Source organism: Methanosarcina sp. 1.H.A.2.2, assembly GCF_000979975.1.
Taxonomy (GTDB): Archaea; Halobacteriota; Methanosarcinia; order Methanosarcinales; family Methanosarcinaceae; genus Methanosarcina.
On the sequence record NZ_JJQL01000093.1, the window covers coordinates 26,113 to 44,215 of the forward strand.

Here is an 18,103-nt window from a genome sequence, read left to right on the forward strand (position 1 = left end):
TTTATTAGAAGAGTCTGGAAACCTGAGCATTTCATACCTCAAAAAGGCTCGAATTAGCCAGTTTAAAGACGCACCAGACAAATTTAACAGGCTCTTTTTCTAAATGGCAACTTTAAGCGGTTTATCCCTGCAAATAGTATTTTGATAAAATATTGTAATACTTGGTAAGATAATAGTTTTTTCTTAGAGCAAAATATGTAAACAATGTTAACTTGAAATTTTATCCTCGAGCTTATCTCAAAACTAACAATTTGCTTTTTTAAATTTCGAATTTGTCAGGGATCATTAATTACAAAAAATAGTTCCAGGATGAAGAATCAACGTAATCGACCTGCATTTTGAAAAAGGTCAACGAGTTGTATCTCTGCCAAGGAAGGGAGGAACGGAGACAATCTCGTCTGAAAGCTCTTTTTCGCACCCTTCGGGATATAGTCCCTGTTCTCGCAGAATATACAAGAAGAGGACCAGACCAAGACAGTTTACCAGGAGCATGGAGGGAAGGCAGTTTCGTATAACGTTCATGATATCCTCCAGTGGAGCCGGATAGACGAGCAGCGGGAAAATTACCAGGAGATGGAGGCATTCGACCAGGGCTCCTAAAAAAATGAGTTTAGGATAGTTAAGTTTCCGTTTCCAGAAAATCGAAAAGCCTCCTGCAACAAGCCCTGCGGCAATTGTGGCAACTGCGCAGGGGACAGCAGTCCACCCTCCCTGGCTTAAACGGTAAATGCCACCGATAAGCCCGGTAAGTCCTCCGATAAGCGGGCCGCCCAGAAGCCCTGCAAGCATGGGGCCCAGGTCCCGGAAATTGACCAGGATCCCATCTACCGGAACAGCTCGCATCGTGCCGTAGACCGAGAGCAAACCAAAGCACATTACAAGCCAGATCCTGCTGCTTCCGGAAATCCGGCCTGCAACCGCTTCACACAGGGTTTCCGTACGGCTGAACAGGTATAGGGAAAAGGCAACAACAAGCATTCTTTCAAGCAGGGGGACAGAAACATTGAGCAGATAGCCGTCATTAGCAGCAGCAAGGAAAATAAGAACGGAGGCTGCAAGCGGCTTTATGAGAACCGAAGTTTCCGTTCTTCCGGCATTAACCTTACTTGCGGGCTTTAAGTTTCCGGTGTCCACTGAGTTAAGTTCCTGGATCACATAGAGGAAAAATAAAAGTCCCAGTACGTTTATCGCGGTCATCGGCAGGTAGAAACTGCGCACAACTTCCAGAACATCAGAGAGAGGTGCAGGATATGTAAGAAGAGGTAACAGTACGAATAAGTGCATACTCTCCATAAAGACTCCAAGGAAAACAAATCGAATGTAACTAAATTTTTTTTGCCATTGCTTTGAAAAGACTCCAGCCAGGAGACCTGCAGCAACACTTGCCACTGCACATGGAAGAGCTGTCCAGCCTCCCTGCATATAGCGAACAGAGCCGCCCATAAATCCGGCAGCTGCCCCTGCAAAAGGCCCGCAGAGCAAACCTGCTATCATGGGCCCAAGATCCCGGAAATTTACCAGAGCTTCCCCTACACTGACAGCCTGTAATGTCCCGTAGATTGAAAGGAAACCAAAATCCAGCGCCATCAGGCTCTGCTCCTTAAGGCTCAGGCTGCGTTTGAGCGAATTTTTTATCATGGCAGTCCCGGAGAGAATGTAGAGGAAAAAAGCCACAACCACAAAGCGTTCGATCAGCTGGATGCCGGTTGTCATGAAGCTCTCCTCTAAAATTAAAAGTGCGAGCACGGATATCAGGACGGTTAAAGTCTGCAGCGAGACTTTCAGGCCCCCGGCTTTCTGCAAGCGTGAAACGAACCTGTTTTCAAGGAAAAAGCTCTGTTCCTTTAGAATGTACAGGAAGATAGCCAGTCCGAATACGTTTGTGAGGATCATGGGCAGCAAGAAGCTCCTGATCAGGTTGAAGATGTCCTCAAGAGGTGCGGGGTATACAAGGAGAGGAAAAATCACCAGGAGATGGATAGCTTCCACGAAAACACCAAGCCCGGTAAGCCTGAGATAGTCCAGCCTGCCCTTCCAGCAAATTGCGGCATAGCCTGCAAGGACGCCGGCCAGAATTGTTGCAACCGCACATGGAAGGGCAGTCCAGCCTCCCAGGGAATAGCGGTAGAGCCCACCTATAAGTCCTGCCAGACCCCCAAGTACAGGCCCTCCTATTAGCCCTGCTATCATGGGCCCGAGATCCCTGAAGTTGATAAACGCCCCGTCAAAGAGAATGGCCTGAGTGGTTCCGTAAATGGAAAGCGTGCCGAAGACTATCACGATCAGGGCTCTGTCAGCCATTGAAAAACCGCGTTCAAGAGCCAACCTCATATTTTTTGAGCTGCTGAACAAATATATGACAAAGGCAACCACCGTAACCCTTTCCATCAAAGGGACCCCGAAAAGCAGGAGCTGTTCTTCCTTTAAAAGTGCCACGAGGAGGAACAAAAAGCTGCCTGTAACCATGAGGAAACGCCATAACTTCGACCCCCTTGCATATGCCGGGAGCTTGAAGTCAAGATAGACTACCATAAAACCGATGAATGCAAACATTATTGATGCGAGGGCAGAAACCCATGTGAGGATACTCCCGGGTTCCCCGAAGATGATTATAAAAGCAAGGATAATTACAAGCCCGGAAATTATTCCCCTGTAGAGCGTTGTTTCGTCCCTGAAACTTATTCCTGTTCCTCTGAGGATCGAAGCAATAGCGCGGGCCCTTCCGTCAATCCCGGTAAGAATAAGGGCAACAAAAACAACATATGAAGTTAAAACGAATACCGGAACTCCGTAAGGCAGTTTGTGGAGCGAAAGATAAATCCCATTGAAGAAATCGGTGCTTGAGCCTGAAGAAAGTCCGATAGTCATGAAGGCAAAGGAAAAGAGACCTGTCAGTAAGAAGGCGAGCCCCTGACTGAGCCTCACATTTCGGAAATGCCTGGAAAAATAAGCTTCTCCATGCCGGGCCCCAATCTTTTCCTTGAGCCAGGTAGAGTAGAACAGGAGGGAAAGACTTGAGCCGACCGCTCCCAATAGTCCCATAATCGTAATAAGCTGCTCTTTTTCAAGAACAGGAGCAAGCTCCCGGGACATATCTACAAAAGGAATTCCAGTCCCGAGTAAGGTGTAAAGAGTTCCAATTATTATAAGACATACAAAAAAAGATACAATTCTTTCAAAAAATGAATAAGGGCATTTGTATAGAAAGAGACCTGCCAGGATAAGAGAAAAGATTGCCATCAGTTTTACGGAAAAAAGTCCGGGTAAAAGCTGCACAAGAAAAGTTCCCGCAAAGAAGGCGATGCCTCCGAAACCCAGCAGTTCAAGTGTGTAGATGCACATAATAAAGATTACTTCCCAGTTTTGAGGGCCCGGAATGTGCCGAAAACCCCTGAAAATATCTTCCCCCTGTGCGAGGGTATATCTGGAAAGTCCTTCGATCAGGCAGTATTTATAGACCAGAGCTACTCCAATAACCCAGAGCATCCTGTATCTGGATGCCGCCCCGGAAGTCAAAAGATCCGGATAACTGTCAACACTCATGTGGACGGCAAGAACCAGAGAAGGCCCTAAGAAAAACAGCAAGTCTAACAAAACAGGCGCAAACCGCCCCGTTCTACTTCGTAGAATAAATTGTGCAGAAAATGTAGAGCCAGAGGCATTTTTTAGAGCTCGAGGTGAGTTGATTCCAGCCACTATAGCACCTAGAATTAATATATTAATTATGTAATATAAGATCAGAATAGTATTACTCTTTTAAAACAGTTATGCCCCGAAAATGAATCTGCTAATTTCCGTATATATTAAAAATGAGCTTGCATCCGGAATGCATAAATTAAAAAAGAATCTTCCAGGAATCACAGTTATACACAAAAACAGATCAGATAGATCCCGAAGCCATTGAAAAAATTGCATTAAATAATGAGGAGCTTAAAGCCCGAAAGATTGCAAAATAGAGCTCATAAAAAAAGAGTTTTAGAAGGCTGCATCAACGTAATCAACCGGCCTTTTGAATACAGCTGTTGTCATGCCATTTTCATCGATCTCGTTTGAACACTTTATCAATTCCCAGCCTTCAACACCCAGGTTGTTAAGGTCTTCTTTTGCCTTTGACCACTCACTGAACCTGATCTCTTTAACATCGTATTCCCAGATGGTCACTCACATTCATCTCCAGTAAAATTGGGTACTATTATATCATATATTAACTGGAGGAATCTTCTATATGTATCTTTTTAAAAAATAGATTTGAGGATAAATCAACTAAACTTGATCTTAAATGGATGTTCTTAGTTCACCTGTTTTCTATATCCGGAATATGGCTCCTATTTTCTACATCCGGAATATGGTTCCTGTTTCCGGCATACTCCCCCACAATAGGAATCTTCTCCCCACATTTCGGGCAGGCCTTCTCCAAGGTGAGGTTGTATTCCTGTACCTCAAAAAACCCCCTTGCAATCAGCAAGGTCCCGCATTCGGGACAGTAAGTATTCTCATGGGGGTGTCCGGGTACATTGCCCACATATACAAAACGCATCCCTTCCTCAATTGCAATCGAGCGTGCCCTGTCCAGCGTTTCCACTGGCGTTGGAGGCAGGTCCTTCATCTCGTAATAAGGGTGGAAGCGGTTGAAGTGAAGAGGAGTGTCCTTTCCCAGGTTTTCGTAAACCCAGCGGGAAAGTTCCCTGATTTCTTCAGGAGAATCGTTGTGGGTGGGGATGACCAGGTTTACGACCTCCACATGGATTCCGAGTTTCTTTGCAAGTAGGGTAGCTTCGAGTACAGGAGCCAGTTTTGCACTGGCAACGTCATGGTAGAATGCTTCGGAAAAGCCCTTGATGTCCACGCTGAAGGCATCCAGGTAAGGGGCGATCTGCTCAAGGGCTTCGGGGGTAATGTATCCGTTTGTCACATAGCTTGTCCCGAGACCTGCTTCCTTTGCAAGTTTTGCCCCGTCGTAAGTATACTCATACCAGACGGTGGGCTCGTTATAGGTCCAGGAGACTGACTGGCAACCCGCCATTTTAGCCTGGTTAATAAGCTGGGAGGGGCTGAGCGTCCCCAGGTCAGCATCTTCCGGAGAAGCCCGGGAAAGCGTCCAGTTCTGGCAGTGCCTGCACCTGAAGTTGCAGCCTATGGTCCCGACGGAATAGGCGACGGAGCCGGGGTAATAGTGATAAAGAGGCTTTTGTTCGATGTGTGCAACTGACTCGCTTGCAACTGCTCCGTAAACCAGGGAAAAGAGCGTTCCCTCACAGTTTTCCCTTACTCCGCAGATCCCCCGCTTTCCGGGGTTGATTTTGCAGCGGTGGGCACAGAGGCTGCAGCGGACTTTGTTTTCGGCAAGCTTTTCGTAAAACATGGCTTCTTGAATCATTATACGGAACCCCCTGTTCCAGACTATGGGATTATGAAAATGGGCGTAACAAAATGGATGTAACAATATTATGTCCTGTTTGTGCTGTGCATTTGTTTCCTGCAGGGTAATAAGCCTGTGGTCTCATACACAATATTACCTGCCGTCTTCTCTTCCTGCAGAGGCCCCTGTTTCGGTGTCCGGAGCAGATCTTTTAGTTTTGAAAGAGGATTGTCATGAAACCAGAGATAAATTCCACAAGGTTCGGTTCGATTACGGTCAAAAGAAAGACCTTCGGGCACGACATCCTAATTCGCCTGGACGGACAGGTCGAAAAGCGCAGGAAAAAGCTCTCGAAAAAACTCTACGGGACATCCCATAAAATCTCGCTTGCCGAAGCGAAATACATTTACGAAAAGGGGGCAGAGGAGCTCATCATGGGGACTGGACAGACCGGCTATGTAGAGCTTTCGAAAAAAGCAAAGAACTATTTCAGGAAAAAAGACTGCAAGGTAAAACTCCTTCCAACCCGAAAAGCAATCAAACTCTGGAACAAAGACAAAGGCAGGGTAATTGCAATGTTTCACGTGACCTGTTGAGTTACGATTCCCTAAATGCTTCCCTTAAAGCACAAAAATTAAAAAAGACAAAAAATTAAAAAAATAATGAGAAAGAGTTACTCAAAAATTGTTTAACTCATATCTCAACAAGCTCGTAATCCCTGCTCCCAAATCCTATTTTTTCAGCATATTCAAGCTGGTGGGTGCCATCAACTTTAGGCCAGGCCCCTTTGAACTTGTCAGCCCCCGCTTCATGGTTGCAGTGAAGAGCAGAGCCTACAAGCCCTTTCTGCCTGTTCACAAGGTCGTAGCTTGCTTGGTCCAGGGCAACAGGATCGGTTGATGCAAGGATTCCAATGTCAGGCACGATTGGGGCGTCGCTCCAGGGCACACAGTCGCAGTCCGGGGTGATTTTGAGCAGGAAATTGATATAGCCTACCCTGCCCTCTTTTCCTTTTACGGCGCCGTATGCGTATTCGGTCAGGCACTCCAGGAATTCGGGGATGTCCTGTTCCCAGTTAAGGTCGATAGCGCTTTCGGGGCAGACTTCCATGCATTGCCCGCAGCTGATACAGACGACGGGGTCGATCCTGGAGACTTCACCTTCAAGGGATGCAGCTCCCACAGGGCAGATTTCCACGCATTTCCCGCAGCCGATGCACTTTGCTTCAACAACGTGGGGGCTTGTGGGGTAGTGCTGGTCCTTTTTGCCTGCTGCAGGCGCACAGCCCATTGCCAGATTCTTGATCGCACCCCCGAACCCTGCAACAATATGCCCCTTGAAGTGGGACATCACGATCATGGAGTCGGCTGCAACGATGTCGGACCCGATTTTCACGGTCTTGAAGTGCTTCTGCCTTATCTCGACCTCTGCGACGTTCTGGCTCCTTAGCCCGTCCGAGATTATGAGAGGAGCCCGGATGACCGAATAATCAAAACCGTGCTCAATGGCTGTCGTCAGGTGGTCGACTGCATTATGCCGGCTCCCGGAATAAAGGGTATTTGTGTCCGTAACAAAAGGTTTTGCCCCGGCTGCCCGGATCTTTTCAACTACCTGCCGGACAAAGACCGGGTTGATATACCCGTCGTTTCCGTATTCCCCGAAATGGATCTTGATTGCTGTCAGGTCGTCTACCCCTAAAAGTTCTACAAAACCTGCAGCGTCAAAAAGCCTCTGTATCTTACTTATGTTGTTATCCCGGGGGTTTTGTGCCCTCAGGTCTGCAAAATAGACTTTGCTTGCCGTTTAAATCCCTCCTGATGAAAAAGAATTTGAATTAAATTTGAGTTAACCTTAGATTAATACATAAGACGCTGTAAAACTTACCGCTATCAAGTAAGTTTTATTCAGCTAATTGTTATTCATCTTTAGATGTTGCGGGGTTATAGAAATTCACAGTTCTGTGTTTTATGTGATCGAAGGAAATGTGATTGACAGAAATGTGATCGAAGGAAATGTGGTCGAAATAAAGGGGTTTTCAATCAGAAGGGGCCGAAAGATTCAGGTTCCTGCTTGTTTTAGGTGACCTATTCGTGAGCCTCTGGTGGGTTTTCAGAGGCTGATTAAAAAATAGGATGGGGCAGCGAGTGCCCGCAGATTTCTCTGGTTTCGACATCAGATGTCTTCAAGTGGGGAAACCCATTCCGGGTCTTCTTCAGCCATTTTTGCGTCGATCTCTTCAGCTTTTTTACGGTATTCTTTTGCAGTTTCGGAATCCCCCAGTTCTTCAAGGAGATTTGCGTAGTTGCTGAAAAGCATAATATTTCTTTTCAGGGGATCAAGGTCTTCAGGGTCGGATTTTGCCAGGCTTTCGTTAAGGGCAAGGGCTTTTTCAAAGCACTCTTTTCCTTTTTCCTGCTGATCCGTAACCGAATATCCGATCCCTATATTATTCAGAGCTCCAAGCATATGATGGAGGTGCAGGGGGTTTTCAGGGTCTTTTTCAGACAGGATTTCGAGGCTTCTGTATGCATATTCATATTCCGGGATTGTTTCTTCCAGTTTATCGGCATCCCTGTATATGTCCCCGATTTGTTCGGAAAAACTGGCAAGCATCTCCTGAAGCTTCAGGTTCATCGGGTAGGCTTCATATAATTTTTCAATGGTTCTGAGGGCAAGTTCATAGTATTTTCTGGCAATGCTTGAGTCTTTATTTTCGGACTCCAGTTTTTCAAGGAGGGTCATTCCTAAAAAGAATGCCTTACTTGATGTAAGGATTATGAGTTCCGGGTCCTCAAACTGTTCGGCAATTATCTGATCAAATCTTTCAAGAGCCTGCCTGTGGTAGCCGCTGGCTTTTTCTTCGTCTCCAATTTCAGAATGCAGAACTCCAAGTTCAAAGTATGTAGTTTCCATATCCAGGTCATGTTCATGTTCATGTTCATGTTCATGTTCATGTTCATGTTCATGTTCATGTTCATGTTCATGTTCATGTTCATGTTCAAGATCATGGCCCATATGGCAGCTTTCCGGAGGCATCAGTTCAAGGAGCTGTTTCTGGACTTCCAGGACCCTTTCATACTCCAGGATTGCTTTTCCGAATTCTCGACTGTTTTTGAACAGCAGTCCCAGACCGGTCAGGGTTTCGAGAAGCCCCTCATGGAAAAACTCGTTCTCGGGATCAGATTCGAAGGCTTCTTCAAATACGGGGAGAGCCCTTTCGTGGTAATGCATTGCAATTTCAGGCTCCTCTTCTGCATAGAGATTCCCGATCTGATTCCAGGTATCAGCTTTATTAGCTTCTAACATGAGCTTATCGGCGTCCGTGGGGTGAAGGGTTTCGTATATTTCGATTTCCTTCTCATAATAAGCTCTTGCCTTTTCAATTTCGTCATCTTCAGCAAAAATGTCTCCAAGTTCCCTGTATACATCGGAAAGCTTCAGGGAGTATTCAGGGTTTTCAGGTTCTTTTTGCAGCAGGTTTTCATAGACCTGCAGTTCGTCCTTATAGCAGGTTTCTGCATTTTCGAGGTCTCCGATCTCCGAAAACAGCTCTGCAAGTTCATCTAAAGCCCTGGCAAGGTTTTCATCGTCTCCCAGCAGGTCCGGGTATTTATCCATCAGCCCCCGGAAAGTTTCCCTTGCTTTCGTATAGTAGTCCCTGGCTTTTGTGGCATCTTCCGTATCTGAAAATATTAAACCTGTGTCTTTGTACATATCTGCAAGGGCCATAGAAAACGGAATGTTTTTGGAAACTGGAATATTTTCAGAAATTTCAATGATTTCAGGTTCCTCTTCTATCTCACTTTCCAGCAGGCATAATGCTTCTTTATAGCATTCCTCTGCCTTTTCGAGATTTTCCAGGTCCGAATACAGAGCGGCAAGGTAACGGTATGCGTAGCTCAGGTAAACTTTGGTTTCGGAATTTTCAGGGTCTTTATCGAGGACTTTTCCGTAAATCTCTATTGCCCGGTCATAAACGTGCTTTGCCTCTTCTAAATATCCCTTTTCATCGCAGATCCTTCCAAAGTTCATAAGCGAATCATCAAGGCTGCTGAGGTGTTCGGACATTTCCGTTTCACTTTTGAGCAATTTCTCAATGACATCATATCTTTTATCGAAAAGTGGGACTGAGTCTTCGATTAATTCTCCGGCTTCAAAACAGAGCCCTATGTGTTCGAGCGTTCTCAGGAATTCTTCCAGGTATCCTGGATTTTCGGGATCTGATTTCAATAATTTCTCAAAGCCCTGGACCGCTTTTTCAAATATCCCTTTCATCGGATAGATGTATTCTTTTGCTTTTTCGGGATCTTCGAACTTCGAAAGTATATCTCCAATACTTCCAATCGTGTCTCCTATAAAGGACTGGTAATCTTCTTTTTCCGGTTCTTTTGAAAAGAACTCCCAGCTAATTTCCAGCGCCTTTCCGAAAAGTGCAAGCGACTCTTCGAGTTCGTCAATTTTGTATTTTGCAAAACCTTTAAAAAACAGGAGATGGTATGAAATCTCAGGGTCCTTTACCTCTTCTGCGATCTTTTCGACCTCATCAAGGTTTTCAAAGGCTTTTTTATATCGTTCTTTATCGATTTCGTCGGATGCTTTCTTCAATAAGCGAAAAGCAGAATCTTGTAGCTTCCTTGACATAGAAATAGCATAGGTTTTTTCATATAATAATTGTAGGTCCGGAAGTCTTGTTTCCTTCTACTATTTCCTTAATGGAGGATTTGCTCATTTTCTACGCTACTTCACAGCAGATTTTCATCCGTCCATATATCAAACATCTGCAATTGTTCTTCCGTATGGAAGTAATGCTCTCCATGCTCGAGAACTTTAACTGTTGCTTGATATCTTGCTGCAAATGCTGAAATTTCTTCCCATTCAGATAGATTATCGTCCGAACCGTACAAAATGGCAGTAGGTACTTTCCATTCAAAATTCATTCCGTTTTCCTTAATTCTCTGCGTCATTATCAGGGCCTCACCTTTCAGGATGATGAATTAAGGGAAATTAAAAAACGGTTGATGGCATGGGGATTTTCGTTATAATGAACCCACTCCAAAAGTAATGCGGTTAAATCAAGTTTTGGAATAAGCTTATTCGTTAATTATACAGTTTTCCATCCTGCAGTGTTTCCGAGAAAAAAAGACCTTGAATTAAGTTCCCAAAAAGTCGACATGAATCATTCACACCAACATACTGCTTGCCATTCTTAAAAATGGTATCATTGTTTGCTCCGATTTCTATTTTGGAACCATCTCTCTGATAAAATATGCATGTCGTATCTGCAGGTCCGCCATTAGCTTCTCCAAATCGAAAACTTAATCCTTTTACAACATTGACAGCTTTCTCAAGATCTTCATCGCCAGTAAGATTAATGGTTTCGTTTCCCTGCACAATTTGCACAGATACGATATTCGTTTTTTCCAGTTCTTGAGCGACAGGCAAACCATGTGCAAGATAAAAATATACCAATAAAATAATAGTTGTAATAACAAATGATATTATAAAATTTGCAACCTTTTTGATCATTTGATTTTAACTCCACACTATTTAGCAAAGAATTTTCTCTACTTTTTTGCCGCTGGGCCTGCTCCGGGCCTGCTCCGGGCCTGCCATAAGTTTCTCAAAAAATTAATTCATGGTGTTCCTTCTTTATTTATAGTTTTAATTGAGTGTCTGTAACATGCTTCTCTTTGTAGGGAAATTGCTTTTCAAAATCCTCCAGCTCCTCATTTTCTATTTTAAAAACCTCGTCCTCATAGAATTTTCCTGAAATGCCCCTCAAGCTACCATCGTAGAGTTCTAATGCCATAAATGGATCTAAATTATCGCCCCAGGATGTCCGGATATTATATTCTTTAGCATTGACAAAACCAAAACGATGATAATAGTCGGGATTTCCAAAAATAATAATACCCTTGTATCCCAGCTGCCTCGCCTTTTCGATAGAATGATTCATTAATAAAGAACCGATCCCCTGCTTTTGATATGATGGCAATACTGTTAATGGGCCCATGCATAAAACTTCGAATTCTTTATTTTCCTCATTCAGGACCTTAGCTCTTGAATAGATAATATTGCCGACGATCGTATCCTTATCACATGCAACAAAATCCAATTCTTTTACAAATGCAGGTACTTTTCTTATTTTATGCAGTACAAGATGTTCGTCACATCCGGGTTTGTATAAATCCCAGAATGCTTCTCTTGTCATGTATTCTACACTTTTGAAGTCCTTTTCTTCTTCTAATCTGATAGAAATGTCCATTGTCGTTTTCTCCTCCCTTCCAAAATAAATCCGTCTCTGCAATGACTGAAAATATAAATTACTCCACTTTGACATCAAAATTAAAATCTTTAGCTATATTTGTTTACATCTGGCTTTCTGAGATAATCCCATAGTGCAACTTAAGGAGATCCTCCCATATCTCAGCCTGTCAATCCCCAACAGCCTTTGGAAATAGGTTAGTTAAATGTTCAATTCCACACGGTTTAATAGGTGGATTCATTTAGAAATTCTTTCATAAGCACTCTCGTCCTGTTCATTTGAGATAACATTCCATGCCCTCCAGTATCATATAATACCAGTTGCGACTGGTTTATCTTACTGTGAGCATTTTCCGCATGTTTGTAACTTACCAGCGCATCATCTTTAGCGTGGATAATTAATGTTGGTGCACGAAGATTGCCTGCAGGTACGGTATAAAATTCAATCATTTTTTCATCGTTTATGGTGCCTTTATACCTTTGAGACATCGGATGCATTATATCAAGCATTTCCTGTGCCAATTCTTTCTGTTCCGGATTAAATGCTTCGTACACCTGTGTTGGAATTCCCATAAGGTCCAGAATTGTAGATTGAAAAAATCTTGTGACGAGCCAGTATGCATAATCAGATTGCTGGATAGTGTGAATAATACCAACATAAAAAGGATCCTGGTCACCTGGTGCCGGGCCCATACTTACAGCAGAAATCAATATCAATGCTGAGCATCTGTCTGGATAGTCGTTTGCAAACTGAGTGGCTGACGGACCTCCAGCTGATGCGCCAACAACAGTTATTTTATCTATGCTTAAATTATCCAGAAGAACTTTATACGCAGCAGCTTGCGATTCAATTGAAGCATTATCCGGTATGGATGATCGAAGATAGCCATATCGTGAAACCGAGATGAATTTATAATCGTCCCCGAAAAATACTTTCCCCAACCAGAGTCCCTGATCATAGCCGCCTCCTGCGCCATGTATCAATAAGACAGGCGCCCCTTCTCCCTCTACAGTATACTCAATATCCCCATACTCTGTTTTCAAAATAGTACTGTTCGCAAGTAATTGCTTTTGTGCTTCCTTCATCGTTTCGTGGTAATTCGGATAAGTTAGAGCAATTAGCATAAAAGTTGAACAAATTAAAAATGCTAATATAATTAGTGAAATATTCCTGCTTCTTTTCTTAATTTCTTTCAAGAATACCACTTCTAATTTGTAATCACTATACTCCGGACTTAAGTCCAGGCATGTTTGCAACCCCTAAATTTCTCGATTTTGAATACTGTTCAGCAATTTATTTCTCAACAACATTCAAAATATTTAATAGAAAAATTCTCTATATAATATCCCATAACTCGCACTCTTATTAATCATTCCGACTTTCTATACAAAACTCAAAAATGTAAGTTTTAATTGAAAATTTTCGTACGACATTATCTGGTTTTATAGAAATTCCATTACAACAAAGAGTGAATAACTGGATTTATTTAATATGTCTTCTATTTGATATGTAAGATTGAAGGTGTAAATCTAATTCAAGAAAGAGGAAACAAAAATGAGTGACACTCGAATTTTTAAAATAAGCGGGAACTCAGCGAGAGAATTGAAAGGTACATCGATTGCTCTGGAAAAATCTCTTCAAAACTATATTGAAAAAAATCTCGAAACATTGCTGGGGATCAAATTTCTTGCGAGTGAGTACTCAACGGGAAAAACACATAGAGGGCGAATTGATACACTTGGTATAGACGAAAACAATTCCCCCGTGATAATCGAATATAAGAGAGCTTTAAACGAGAATGTGATAAATCAAGGATTATTCTATATGGACTGGCTTCTTGACCACAAAGCTGAGTTCAAACTTAAAGTAATGGAAACCCTTGATGCTAAAATTGCTAAAAATATCGAATGGAGTAATCCTCGTTTAATATGCATTGCAGGAGATTTTACAAGATATGATGTCCATGCAATACAGCAGATAAACAGTAACATTGAACTACTCCGTTATCAAAAATATGAGGATGACCTCCTTCTTCTGGATCTTGTAGGTGCAACTACTGTGCAAGATGCAAGCATTTCGAGAACCCCAATTGATGAAACCGTAGAGAAAACGAATGGTACAAAAAAATTTACTGTTAAAACAATTGTAGAGTATATAGAACAATCAGACAAAGAAGTCCGGGATCGCTATGAGGCTTTAAAATCTTTCATTGAAGCTCTAGGCGACGATGTACAGATTAAAATTCTTAAACATTACGTGGCTTTTAAAAGGATACAAAACTTTGCATGTGTAGAAGTGCATCCTCAGAACAAAAAAATCTTGATATATCTCAAGATAGACCCTGACCAAATAACTATAGAAGAAGGTTTTACAAGAGATGTTAGAAGTATAGGACACTACGGAACAGGCGATTTAGAAGTCACGATACGATCATATGAAGACTTGGAAAAAGCAAAATACCTAATACAGCAGAGTTATGAAGCTAGCTAATCCAAGAAATAAAAAAGAGTACTGATTTTTGATTTTATTTCATGGCAACCTTTTATATTATTTGGACGCTTTTTTGTGACAATTCCCATGCATTCTTCATGACAATACAAAGAAAATCCAGAGAAAAAAGCAATTTTTTAGATTTTTTTGTCTGACTCCCATGGTTAGGAAAATTCTGTTATTTCTTTTATGTTAGGTGGCTGCGAGTCACAAAAAAGCAGAACGTAGTTTTATGAAATGTTTATGCATTTTGTCTATAATCTTTTGATATTCTTGTATCGCTTTTTCACAGACTAATATATCATTTTTCAGTACTTTTTTCAATTCATTTGAGTCTTCTTCCGTTTTGCCTTTCTTTTCCAAGAATTTTTCAAATTTTTCTTTTGTATCCCTATTGCTAGATATCTAAATGATACTGCATGATTAAAATTTGCTCTTTTATTGTTTAAGTTTCCAAATTCTGCACCTGTAGTCAATTTTTGATAATCCTATACAGGGTAGTAGAAAAGATTTAGACGTTCTTTCAGGTCTCTTATTTTTTGTTCAGCTTCTGTTAATTTCAGTAATTTTTCGGTTAATTCTAACGCTTTCATGTCATCTGAGGAACATTCTGCTTTTTTAGGTTCTTTGCTGTGAAACTAAATTTTTATTTTTATATTTGTAATTTTTACAACAGAACCGGAAAAACTATAGGTTTGCCTGCTAGTGTGAAATCCTATACAGTATAATCATTTGGAAACATCAATATCTGGAGATAGAAGTATGTTGGAAAGCAGAATTATAGCCGCACAATCTGATGACAATTTTATAGAAAGGATGCGCTTTGAAGGCGAGGTGCTTTCGGACGTCGATATCGCAAGGATAGAATTTGAATCGGTACAGTTTATACAATGCCAGTTCAGCAAATGTAATTTCTCAAAAACCAGCTTTTATAATTCGGTGTTTGATAACTGCAATTTTGCGAATTGTAGTTTTACGGAAAGTTACTGGAAAGGTTCCAAAATATTAACGTGCAAGGGCGATGGCAGTAACTTCAGCAAGAGCCACATGAAAGAAACCTCTTTAGCGGACGGTTCCTTTCGATATGCGGATTTTTCAAGTTCCGTATTGGAGAACTGCGCCATTCATGACTGTAATTTTACGGAAGCCTTCTTACCCGAGGTTCGATTAAAGAAGCCCACGCTGAAGGCGGTTAATTTCGCAGGAGCGGATTTCTTTAAAGCCTTACTCAAAGACATCGACTTATCGGATTGTATCATTGATGGGATCACAGTATCCGATACACACAATGAACTCAGAGGGGCTATAGTCAATGCCGGGCAGGCAATAGAACTTGCTGCGCGGGTTCTGGGAATCAAAATTGTGTAAGGTATTGATTCACTCACATAATCAGAGGAGAAATGAATGGATCTGTCCTGTGTCTACTAGGGAAAGCAACGCTTTTATTATGTCCTTTAGAAGATAGGATATTGTAAATATATGTAAACTGTATGAAAAATAAATATTGAAAAATTCTCAAAGACTTCTTGCTTATTTTAATTTATTCTGGAAATTCCAGCTGAACAGCCGGTTTTACTTTCATGTAATTATTTTATGTATAAAAGGGCTTCTTCCGGTTAATATTCTCAAAAAAATATAGGTTAGTTATGGGATCGGTCCTGTAATGAATATTTGTGCTCTCAGGCAGACCCAGGGGGGTTTGATCGGATTGTTTTGCATCGACGAATATGTAATAATAGTTGCAATACCTATTATTAATCGGCAAGATCCTATATTTTTCACCAGATAATCTTAGTCCCTCTTAACTCTCTTTTCTTTATCCATCCAAAAAATTGCATCGTTCACTCTTTCTACTGGGCTTTTTTTTATTTTTTGTCTCGGATTTGCGGGTTTGCCAACAAGACTAACGTAAGGGCAGTCATGCATTTCAGGTATTTTATGTTCAGAACAGCACTTTTTCCCACAGTAACGACAGATGAAACCATAAGCTTCTTTCTTACCACAAATTTCGCATTCCACAGTATATCAACTTCTTAACGTGGTTTTCCTTTATTGTGGAATCCATTAATTTTTTTCCCACTAAAACCGCCTTTTTCGCTGTTCCATACATGTATTTGGCTATTACTTACGTTCTTTTGTGTACTCTTCTTTCCTGTAAACATAGATTTTATAAAACTAAATAATCCCATATTCCTTTCACCTAATATAGTCTGATATTTAGTTGTGAACTACCTGACACTAAAGTAATGAGGCTTTTCACATGTCGAGCTATCAGAGATTGTTATATTAAATAACATAAACAACTGTGTAATTTTATTTATGCGGGGGAAGTATTTATAATTTAACAAAATATGGGCATGAAATTATTGAAAATTATGGAAAAAAGCACTTAGACGAGATAGAAAGTCAATGAGCTTTTCGTAAAACAAATAAGTTTCTTACAGTACATTGAAAATAGTTCTTGAACAAACATATTCGATAATTTTTAAGGTTTTTAGGAGTAGAATTTAAAAACTTTCTACATGCACAGGTTTTGTAAAACCTATGCATTCTGAAGACATAACTTTAAGAAAAGTAAAAATTAGTGAACTACTGGTTCTCCCATCATGCTTATAATCTACACTTCATCCAAATATCTCTGCAGCTTATCCGCAAGTTTGCCTATATGAATACCATCAACAAATGCATGATGGACCTGGACTGCAAACGGCATCATTAATTTGCCTTCTCTTTCACGATATTTTCCCCACTCAAATATGGGCTGCGCTTTTTCCCTGTTCCCGAAATCCGTGTGCGAGATATGCGTAAATGTTATAGTCCGACGAATATACTGAAAAAGATAAAGAGTAAAAAAGGCCGTAACAGGATGAATAAAACTCTGAATCAAATTATGAATCCGTCTTAAACTTCCATCCCTTCTTCTTTGAGGTAGTGGTCAATCAGTTTTCTTGAAATGCTGATCTTTCCGGGCAGGACAGGCAGATAATCTGCTGAAAACCACTTTGCGTCTTCGATTTCAAACCCGTCGGGCCGAATGTCCCCTGAATCATATTCTGCAGTAAAGCCGATCATGAGGGAGTTCGGAAAAGGCCACGCCTGCGTCCCGAAGTAAGTAATGTTTTTTACTCTAATGCCGACTTCTTCCCAGACTTCTCTGGCAACCGCTGCCTCAGCCGATTCTCCCGGCTCGACAAAGCCGGCTATCAGGCTGTACAGGTCTTTGGGAAAACCAGGGGACCTTGCAAGTAAAACCTCATGCCCTTTCCTGATAAGCACGATGACAGCAGGCGAGATTCTGGGGTAGAAAAGCTCTCCGCATTCAGGGCATTCCTTTCCCCTTTCTCCCGGCTTCCGGTAGGTCTTTGTTCCGCACCTGCTGCAGAACTGGTTTGTCCTGTCCCACTCCATTATCTGCACGGCTTTATTTACAAGCTCAAAGCACCCTTCACTGATCTCCGAATGTGCCTGCTTGAGGTCAACAAATTCCATCCCCTCGGGAGCCGGAGTATCCTCAGGAAGCTCAACAGAAAAACAGTGCTTCCCCTCAAGCATACCAAGGTACTGTTCCCGGACTGAAGGCAGCCCCAGCTCCCCGGGGTCCAGCAGCTTTGGAATAGCTCCGGGATTTTTCTTAATTTTGAGAAGAACATCACGGCCCCTGAATATAAACCAGAGAGCCTTTTCGGTCCTTCCGGCTGGCGGTTCTATGCCTACGATGAATGTCGGGTAAGTGGGATTTTCCCTGTCTGTGGGGGTCATGGTACTCATACTCTTTGGGTTTTGTTCTATATATGATTGCATGGCTATTTTTATTTCAATAGTATTTTATTTTTACTCTTGAACATATGTTTCCTGAATCGTGACTTTCCCTGGTTGCGCCGCCCTAATTGCGCCTCGGGAGTACGCGGTCCTTTTCGCTGCGCTCAAGAGGACTAACTTATGGACAGTAACACTACTTTTTTTGCCACGCTCGATGCAGGAGAGTGGTC

At 42.0% G+C, this 18,103-nt stretch carries 15 protein-coding genes; 3 read left to right on the forward strand and 12 right to left on the reverse strand.

The genetic code is table 11. The features are described from left to right. Nucleotides 1–348 precede the first annotated feature (348 nt). The 3 genes from EO93_RS15105 to amrS all read right to left on the reverse strand — a co-directional run bounded on the left by EO93_RS15105 (nt 349) and on the right by amrS (nt 5,377). Entirely contained in the window at nt 349–3,594 is a 3,246-nt protein-coding gene (locus tag EO93_RS15105; RefSeq protein ID WP_156161352.1) for an Nramp family divalent metal transporter, read from the reverse strand. A 381-nt stretch (nt 3,595–3,975) separates the two neighbouring features. Next, nucleotides 3,976–4,161 (reverse strand): hypothetical protein, encoded by a 186-nt coding sequence (locus EO93_RS15110; RefSeq protein WP_048163396.1) that lies wholly within the window; start codon nt 4,159–4,161, stop codon nt 3,976–3,978. A gap of 133 nt (nt 4,162–4,294) precedes the next feature. Then, entirely contained in the window at nt 4,295–5,377 is a 1,083-nt protein-coding gene (gene amrS, locus EO93_RS15115) for an AmmeMemoRadiSam system radical SAM enzyme (protein WP_048163398.1), read from the reverse strand. Nucleotides 5,378–5,592: 215 nt separating this feature from the next. Here amrS and EO93_RS15120 point away from each other — a divergent pair, with 215 nt between their 5' ends. Then, entirely contained in the window at nt 5,593–5,955 is a 363-nt protein-coding gene (locus EO93_RS15120) for an Mth938-like domain-containing protein (protein ID WP_048163399.1), read from the forward strand. A 97-nt stretch (nt 5,956–6,052) separates the two neighbouring features. Here the strand turns inward: EO93_RS15120 and EO93_RS15125 are convergent, their stop codons facing one another. From EO93_RS15125 to EO93_RS15150, 6 genes are all read right to left on the reverse strand, one after another. Further along, nucleotides 6,053–7,135, reverse strand: a complete 1,083-nt coding sequence (locus tag EO93_RS15125) for a DUF362 domain-containing protein (protein ID WP_048131759.1) — start codon at nt 7,133–7,135, stop codon at nt 6,053–6,055. 396 nt (nt 7,136–7,531) lie between these two features. Further along, nucleotides 7,532–9,964, reverse strand: a complete 2,433-nt coding sequence (locus EO93_RS15130; RefSeq protein ID WP_048163401.1) for a tetratricopeptide repeat protein — start codon at nt 9,962–9,964, stop codon at nt 7,532–7,534. Between the two features lie 137 nt (nt 9,965–10,101). Then, the gene (locus tag EO93_RS15135) at nt 10,102–10,323 is read right to left on the reverse strand and encodes an alpha/beta hydrolase (protein WP_048138905.1); all 222 of its coding nucleotides are present in this window, start codon (nt 10,321–10,323) and stop codon (nt 10,102–10,104) included. 133 nt (nt 10,324–10,456) lie between these two features. Next, entirely contained in the window at nt 10,457–10,885 is a 429-nt protein-coding gene (locus EO93_RS15140) for a hypothetical protein (protein WP_048163402.1), read from the reverse strand. A gap of 127 nt (nt 10,886–11,012) precedes the next feature. Next, entirely contained in the window at nt 11,013–11,624 is a 612-nt protein-coding gene (locus EO93_RS15145) for a GNAT family N-acetyltransferase (RefSeq protein WP_048163403.1), read from the reverse strand. Between the two features lie 224 nt (nt 11,625–11,848). Next, on the reverse strand, nt 11,849–12,820 hold the full coding sequence (locus EO93_RS15150; protein WP_052735482.1) for an alpha/beta fold hydrolase: 972 nt from the start codon (nt 12,818–12,820) through the stop codon (nt 11,849–11,851). Nucleotides 12,821–13,178: 358 nt separating this feature from the next. On the opposite strand from EO93_RS15150, the gene EO93_RS15155 reads away from it, so the two are divergent. Both EO93_RS15155 and EO93_RS15160 read left to right on the forward strand, forming a co-directional pair. After that, nucleotides 13,179–14,114, forward strand: a complete 936-nt coding sequence (locus EO93_RS15155; RefSeq protein ID WP_048163404.1) for a DUF5655 domain-containing protein — start codon at nt 13,179–13,181, stop codon at nt 14,112–14,114. Nucleotides 14,115–14,876: 762 nt separating this feature from the next. After that, nucleotides 14,877–15,482, forward strand: coding sequence for a pentapeptide repeat-containing protein (locus tag EO93_RS15160; protein ID WP_048163406.1), 606 nt, complete (start codon nt 14,877–14,879; stop codon nt 15,480–15,482). A gap of 423 nt (nt 15,483–15,905) precedes the next feature. On the opposite strand, the gene EO93_RS15165 is transcribed toward EO93_RS15160, so the two are convergent. The 3 genes from EO93_RS15165 to nudC all read right to left on the reverse strand — a co-directional run bounded on the left by EO93_RS15165 (nt 15,906) and on the right by nudC (nt 17,882). Continuing rightward, nucleotides 15,906–16,133, reverse strand: a complete 228-nt coding sequence (locus EO93_RS15165) for an AN1-type zinc finger domain-containing protein (protein ID WP_048163407.1) — start codon at nt 16,131–16,133, stop codon at nt 15,906–15,908. A 598-nt stretch (nt 16,134–16,731) separates the two neighbouring features. Then, nucleotides 16,732–17,001 (reverse strand): CatA-like O-acetyltransferase, encoded by a 270-nt coding sequence (locus EO93_RS15170; protein ID WP_052735483.1) that lies wholly within the window; start codon nt 16,999–17,001, stop codon nt 16,732–16,734. A 14-nt stretch (nt 17,002–17,015) separates the two neighbouring features. Next, nucleotides 17,016–17,882 (reverse strand): NAD(+) diphosphatase, encoded by an 867-nt coding sequence (nudC, locus tag EO93_RS15175; RefSeq protein WP_235284295.1) that lies wholly within the window; start codon nt 17,880–17,882, stop codon nt 17,016–17,018. Between the last annotated feature and the right edge of the window lie 221 nt (nt 17,883–18,103).

Coding starts and splice junctions, on each gene's coding strand:
- amrS (WP_048163398.1), bottom strand. CDS start 5,377: ATGATTCAAGAAGCCATGTTTTACGAAAAGCTTGCCGAAAACAAAGTC.
- EO93_RS15120 (WP_048163399.1), top strand. CDS start 5,593: ATGAAACCAGAGATAAATTCCACAAGGTTCGGTTCGATTACGGTCAAA.
- EO93_RS15135 (WP_048138905.1), bottom strand. CDS start 10,323: ATGACGCAGAGAATTAAGGAAAACGGAATGAATTTTGAATGGAAAGTA.
- EO93_RS15140 (WP_048163402.1), bottom strand. CDS start 10,885: ATGATCAAAAAGGTTGCAAATTTTATAATATCATTTGTTATTACAACT.
- EO93_RS15145 (WP_048163403.1), bottom strand. CDS start 11,624: ATGGACATTTCTATCAGATTAGAAGAAGAAAAGGACTTCAAAAGTGTA.
- EO93_RS15155 (WP_048163404.1), top strand. CDS start 13,179: ATGAGTGACACTCGAATTTTTAAAATAAGCGGGAACTCAGCGAGAGAA.
- EO93_RS15160 (WP_048163406.1), top strand. CDS start 14,877: ATGTTGGAAAGCAGAATTATAGCCGCACAATCTGATGACAATTTTATA.
- nudC (WP_235284295.1), bottom strand. CDS start 17,882: ATGAGTACCATGACCCCCACAGACAGGGAAAATCCCACTTACCCGACA.